The sequence below is a fragment of the Rhodococcus daqingensis genome, from assembly GCF_042665615.1.
Lineage (GTDB): Bacteria > Actinomycetota > Actinomycetes > Mycobacteriales > Mycobacteriaceae > Rhodococcus_G > Rhodococcus_G daqingensis.
Genome location: NZ_JBHTCS010000019.1, coordinates 1 through 6,911, shown reverse-complemented (window position 1 = coordinate 6,911; position 6,911 = coordinate 1). Strand labels below are relative to the sequence as shown.

The following is a 6,911-nucleotide window of genomic DNA, read 5'->3' as shown; positions in this document are numbered from 1 at the left end:
CTACCTCATCTACACCTCCGGATCCACCGGCTCACCCAAAGGCGTCACGATCACCCACCGCGGATTGAGTGACCTCGCGCGGGAGCTGGGCGAACGCGCCCAGGTTTCTTCTGCCGCTCGGGTGTTGCACTTCTCCTCTCCGAGCTTCGATGCCTCTGTCCTGGAGTGCCTCTTGTCGTTCGGGGCGGGCGCGACCATGGTGATCGCGCCGCCGAGCGTCTACGGCGGCACCGAGCTGGCCGAGAGAATGATCGGCGGGAACGTCACCCACGCCTTCCTCACCCCCACGGCGCTGGCCTCGGTCGAGCCGGCCGGACTGGACGCCGTCGGCTGCATCCTCACCGGCGGCGAGGAGTGCCCGGCAGAACTGGCGGCCAAATGGGCGCCGGGGCGCAGGATGCTGAATGCGTACGGTCCGACCGAAGCCACCGTCGCCACCAACATGACCGACGCCATGGCACCGGACGAGACGGTGACGATCGGCGGTCTGATCCGGGGCGTCACCGAGGTCGTGCTCGACTCCCGGCTGCAGCCCGTACCCGCAGGCATACCTGGCGAGCTCTACATCGCCGGCGACGGGCTCGCCCGCGGCTACCACCGACGGCCCGCACTGACCGCCGACCGGTTCATCGCCAACCCCTTCGGCCGACCCGGCGAACGCATGTACCGCACCGGCGACATCGTCCGCTGGCGCATCAACACGACCGGACCGTCACTGGAATACCTGCACCGCAGCGACTTCCAGGTCAAGATCCGCGGGTTCCGCATCGAACCCGGCGAGATCGACACCGCCCTCACCAGCCACCCCCACGTCGCCTTCGCCGCCACCATCGCGCACACCGCGCCCTCCGGCGACCCCGTGCTGGTCTCCTACATCCTGCCCAGCGCCGGAGCAGAGCCCGACACCGGCGAACTCGCCGGCTACCTCGCCGAACGCCTTCCGGCGCACATGATCCCCGCCACCATCGTGACGCTCGACGAGGTCCCGCGTACTCCCGCAGGGAAGCTGGACCGGGATGCCCTGCCCGCACCCGTGTTCGGCGCCCGCTCCCATGACGAGGCCGCGCGCGAGGTCCACGGGGCGGCAGACCCCGTCGAGGATGCGATCGATGGGATCTTCGCGGCGGTGCTCGGGCAACAGAGCCTCGGTGTCGACGACGATTTCTTCGACGCCGGCGGTAACTCGCTGACGGCCACTCGCGCCGTCGCCCGCATCAACACCGTCCTGAACACCGACATCGGCGTCCGAACCCTCTTCGATGCACCCACCGCACACACCCTCGCTCGCCGGATCGCGCGCGAGGGGATCAGCGGCACACCACGACCGGTGCTCGCGCCCTTCCCCCGCCCCATGCACATTCCGCTGTCGGCGGCACAGCGACGGATGTGGTTCATCAACCAGTTCGACACCACGTCACCGGCATACAACATCCCCGTTGCGGTACGACTGAACGGCCACCTCGACGTCGAGGCCCTGCGCGCGGCGGTCTTCGACGTCGTGGAGCGCCACGAAACGCTGCGCACCATGTTCCCGATGTGGGACGGCGAGCCCGTCCAGCGAATCGCCACGGCCGCGGAGGCCGTGCCGGATCTGGTCAGCATGTCGGTCAGCGAAGACGAGGTACCGCATCGGCTGGCCCGGTTCACCGCAGGCGGCTTCGACGTCAGCAGCGAGGTCCCGCTGCGCCTCCGCCTGTTCGAGCTCGGTCCCGACGAGCATGTGCTCGCGATCGTGGTCCATCACATCGCCGCTGACGGCGTCTCCATGGCTCCGCTCGTCTCGGACGTGATCGCCGCCTATACCGCGCGCATCAGAGGCCGTCCGCCCGACTGGGCGCCGCTACCGGTCCAGTACGCCGACTTCACGCTCTGGCAGGACGCGCTGCTCGGCTCGGAAACGGATCCGGACTCCCTGTTCGCCGAGCAGCTCGCGTACTGGACCGAAGCGTTGGCCGGACTCCCTGAGGTACTTCCACTGCCCACCGACCGGCCGCGCCCGCCCCGGCGATCCCCGTCCGCGGGCACGGTCGGTTTCGACATCGACGCAGGCCTCCACCGCCGGCTGATTCGGCTGTGCCGTCAGCACGATTCGACGATGTTCATGGTCTCCCATGCGGCACTGGCGCTACTGCTGGCGCGGCTCAGCGGCACCGAGGACATCGCCGTCGGCACCCCCATCGCCGGGCGGGCCGAGCCCGCCCTCGACGACCTGGTCGGCATGTTCGTCGGCACGCTGGTGCTGCGCACGCGGGTCGACGCCGCGGGTTCGTTCGTGGATCTCCTCGCCGCCGCCCGCGACGCCGACCTCGGCGCCTTCACGCACGCCGACCTCCCGTTCGAACGCCTCGTCGAGTTGCTCGCGCCGGGCCGCTCGACCAGCCATTCGCCGCTGTTCCAGGTGCTGCTCGAGTACCGGAACGCGGAAACGGCAGTGCTCGACCTGCCCGATCTGACCGCCGAGGTCATCGAGACCGACCCCGTCGCGGTGAAGTTCGATCTGCAGCTCACCCTGAGCGAACTGCGCGACGAGAAGCACGAACCCGACGGCATGAGAGCGGGATTCACCTACGCCGCCGACCTGTTCGACCGAGCCACGATCGAGGCCTTCGCGCAGCGTTTCGTCCGATTGCTCGAGTCCGTCGCAGCGGATCCCCACCTGCCGGTCGGTGACGTCGAACTGACGGACGCCGCCGAGCTCGCGACCATGCTCACGGTCTGGAACCGGGGCGGGGTCGACCAGACGATCGTCGAGGCGCCAACGCTCGGCGACCGATTCGCCCTGATCGCGGCCCGCGAGCGCGATGCGGGCGCTGTCACCTTCGACGATGTCACCCTGCGTTATTCCGAACTGAGCGAGCGAGTCAATCGCCTCGCCCGGCATCTGATCTCCCGCGGGGTCGGCCCCGAAACGGTGGTGGCCGTCGCGTTGCCGAGATCGCCGGACCTGATCGTGGCCCTGCTCGCGGTGCTCACAGCCGGGGGCGGCTACCTTCCGGTCGACACCACCTATCCGCCGGACCGGATCGCGTTCATGCTCGACGACGCGAATCCGGCCTGCATCGTCTGTACGTCCGAGGTCGTGTCGGCACTGCCGGAATCGGACCTGCCCTGCGTCCTTCTCGATTCCGGCGACCTGGCGGCCGATCTCGCGTCCCTGTCGGGCGCGCCCGTCACCGACGCGGACCGGCTCGGGCGGTTGGGACCGGGCGCTCTCGCCTACGTGATCTACACCTCCGGATCGACCGGGCGGCCCAAGGGAGTGATGGTCTCGCACCGCAATGTGCTCACCCTGTTCGCGAACACGCAGGACAGGTTCGGGTTCGGGGCAACGGACGTGTGGACGATGTTCCACTCGGCCTCCTTCGATTTCTCGGTGTGGGAGATGTGGGGGGCGCTCCTGCACGGCGGAAGGCTCGTGTTGGTGGACCACTACACGGCGCGCACCCCCGAAACATTCCTCGACCTCCTGCGCCGAGAACACGTGACCGTCCTCAGCCAGACACCGACCGCGTTCAATCAGCTGGCGGAGGCCGACTGGATGGCGGGACGCGGCGGCGCGGAGGGCGGGACACTCGCGCTCCGGTATGTCGTCTTCGGAGGCGAGCCGTTGTCCCTCCGGCAACTCGACGGCTGGTGCGCCCGACACGGCCGCACGGATCCGGCGCTGGTGAACATGTACGGAATCACCGAAACCACCGTGCATGTCAGCCTTCTCCCGATCGATGACCCGTTCACCGAGACGGCGTCGGCCTCCACGATCGGCAGGGCGATTCCCGGACTGCGGATCTCGGTGCTCGACCGTCGGCTGCACCCGGTACCACCGGGCGTCGTGGGCGAGATGTACATCTCCGGGCCGCAGCTGTCTCGCGGCTATCTGAATCGGCCCGGGCTGACCGCCACCCGATTCCTGGCCGAGCCCTTCGGCCGATCCGGTGCCCGCATGTACCGCACCGGTGACCTCGCCCGGTGGAACACCCGAGGCCAGCTGGAGTACATCGGACGCAGTGACTTCCAGATCCAACTCCACGGCTACCGCATCGAACCCGGCGAGATCGAAGCCTGCCTGCAGCAGTCGCCCGGTGTCGCGCGCTCCGTCGTGGTCGCCCAGACCGACGACCGCGGCGCCGACCGATTGATCGGCTATGTCGTGCCCGACGCCGGGACAAGTCTCGACCCGGCGGCGGCACTGGCGGTCGCCCGCACTCAGCTCGCGCCCCATATGGTCCCCGCCGCTCTCGTCGTGCTGGATTCTCTGCCCCAGACGCCGAGCGGCAAACTCGACCGTCAGGCGTTGCCGAGCCCCGACTTCGCGGCCCAGGTCACCCCGGGCCGGAGTCCGGCGACCCCGGCCGAGGAGGTCCTGTCCGAACTGTTCGCCGAGGTGCTGGGTCTGGACGCGGTGGGCGTGGACGACTCGTTCTTCGCGCTCGGCGGCGACAGCATCATGTCCATTCAGCTGGTGGCCCGCGCCAAGCAAGCGGGGCTGAACCTGACACCGCGGGATGTGTTCGAGCGCAAGACCATCGCCGCGCTTGCCGAGGGGGCAGTGGCATCGGAGCTGCCGATCGTCGACGAGCTCCCCGGGGGCGGCATCGGCGAGCTCCCGCTCACGCCGATCGCGAGATGGCTGCTCGACCGCGGCGCCGATGTGGGCCGCTACACGCAAGCGGCGCTACTCGAGCTTCCTGCCCCGATCGACGCCGACACCCTCACCCGGACCGTGCAGGCTGTGCTCGACCACCACGACATGCTCCGCGCCAAACTGCTCCCCACCACCCCCGACACCGAAGCCGGCATGCAAGTACAACCCCCCGGAACCATCAACGCGACCACGATCCTGCACCGAATCCCCGTCGACACCACCACCGGACCGGCATTCACCACCCTCGCCACCACCGAAATGGAATCCGCCGCCGACCGACTCGACCCCACCACCGGCACCATGATCCAACTCGTCTGGTTCGACACCGGCACCACCGGCCGCCTCCTGATCGTGGCCCACCACCTCGTCATCGACGGCGTCTCCTGGCGAATCCTCATCTCCGACCTCGCCACCGCACACACCCACATCCACGCCGGCCACACCCCACACCTACCCCCCACCGGCACCTCCATGCGCCGCTGGGCACACGCCCTCACCGACACCGCCACCACCCGCACCCACGAACTAGACCTCTGGCGTCACATCCTCACCACCCCAGACCCCCCACTCGGACCCCGCCCCCTCAACCCCCAACTCGACACCCACGCCACCACCGACACCATCACCACCACCCTCCCCACCGACACCACCACCACCCTCCTGACAACCCTGCCCAACGCCTTCCACACCACCGTCGACACCGCACTCCTGACCGCACTCGCCCTCGCCATCACCCAATGGCGACACCACCACGGACACCTCACCCCCCACACCCTCATCAACCTCGAAAACCACGGCCGCGAAGAAAACGCCCTCCCCGGAGCCGACCTCACCCGCACCATCGGCTGGTTCACCACCATCACCCCCACCCGACTCGACCTCACCGGCATCGACCTCCACAACGCCCACACCAACGGACCCGCAGCCACCACCGCCCTCAAAACCATCAAAGAACAACTCCACACCATCCCCGACCACGGCATCGGCTACGGCCAACTCCGCTACCTCAACCCCCACACCACCCACCAACTCCAACACCTCCCCACACCCCAAATCACCTTCAACTACCTCGGCCGCATCACCGGGTCCGCCCAGGACGGGGCGAGTTGGGCACCGATCGTCGACACCGAACTCGAGGAGGTGCCGAGCCGGGACATGCCGGTCGCGGCGGTCCTCGACATCAATGCGATCGCCGCCGACACGGACGACGGCCCGGTGTTGACCGCAAGGTGGATGTACGCGACCGGTGTCCTCACCGCCGCCGACGTCACCGACATCGCCGAACTCTGGGCCACCGCACTGACCACACTCGCCGACCAATCCCACACCGGCGGACACACCCCCTCAGACTTCGACCTCGTCCACCTCGACCAACCCACCATCGAGAACCTCGAACACCGCTACCCCACCCTCACCGACATCTGGTCCCTCTCACCACTGCAAGCCGGACTGCTCTACCACTCCGAACTCTCCAAGCAAGCGACCGACGCCTACACCGTCCAACTCGTCCTCACCCTCACCGGCACCATCGACCCCACCCGAATCCGCCACGCCGGACAAACACTCCTCGACCGCCACCCCAACCTCCGCGCAGCCTTCACCCACACCCCAGACGGCCAACCCGTCCAGATCATCACCGACCACACCCAACTCCCCTGGACCGAAACCGATTTGACGAGCGTGAGCCCCGACGCGCGGATGGATGAACTGACTCGGGTGATCGATGCCGACCGACACACCCGATTCGACCTGGCCCGTGCGCCCCTGCTGCGATTCCTGCTGATCACCATGGGCGTCGGCGACTACCGCCTCGTGGTGACCAACCACCACATCCTCCTCGACGGCTGGTCCACCCCCCTGCTCCTCGAAGAACTCCTCACCCTCTACACCCGAGACGGCGACACCACCGCACTACGCGCCGTCACCCCCTACCGCGACTACCTGGCGTGGCTGGCGCGTCATCCGACCGAGGAGAGCCGCGCGGCCTGGGCACACGCGATGGCCGCGATCGCGGAACCGACCCTCCTCGCGGACGCGGATCGCGACTGGCAGCCGTCCACCTTCCCGGACGAGATCCGACTCGACGTCGACGAGCAACGCACCGCCGCACTCCGGCGGTTCGCCGGGGATCACAACCTGACGTTGAACACCATCGTCCAGACCGCATGGGCAATCGTCCTGGGCACCATGACCTCCCACACCGACATCGTCTTCGGCACCACCGTCTCCGGACGCCCACCCCACATCCCCGGCATCGAAACCATGATCG

At 68.3% G+C, this 6,911-nt stretch carries 1 protein-coding gene and 1 pseudogene; both read left to right on the top strand.

Going from position 1 to position 6,911, the window contains the following annotated elements; all coding sequences use genetic code 11:
• Positions 1–5,974 (top strand): annotated as a pseudogene (locus ACFQS9_RS16995) (amino acid adenylation domain-containing protein); the annotation flags it as partial.
• Between the two features lie 48 nt (positions 5,975–6,022).
• On the top strand, positions 6,023–6,911 hold an 889-nt coding region (locus ACFQS9_RS16990; RefSeq protein WP_417715328.1), incomplete at its 3' end, for a condensation domain-containing protein.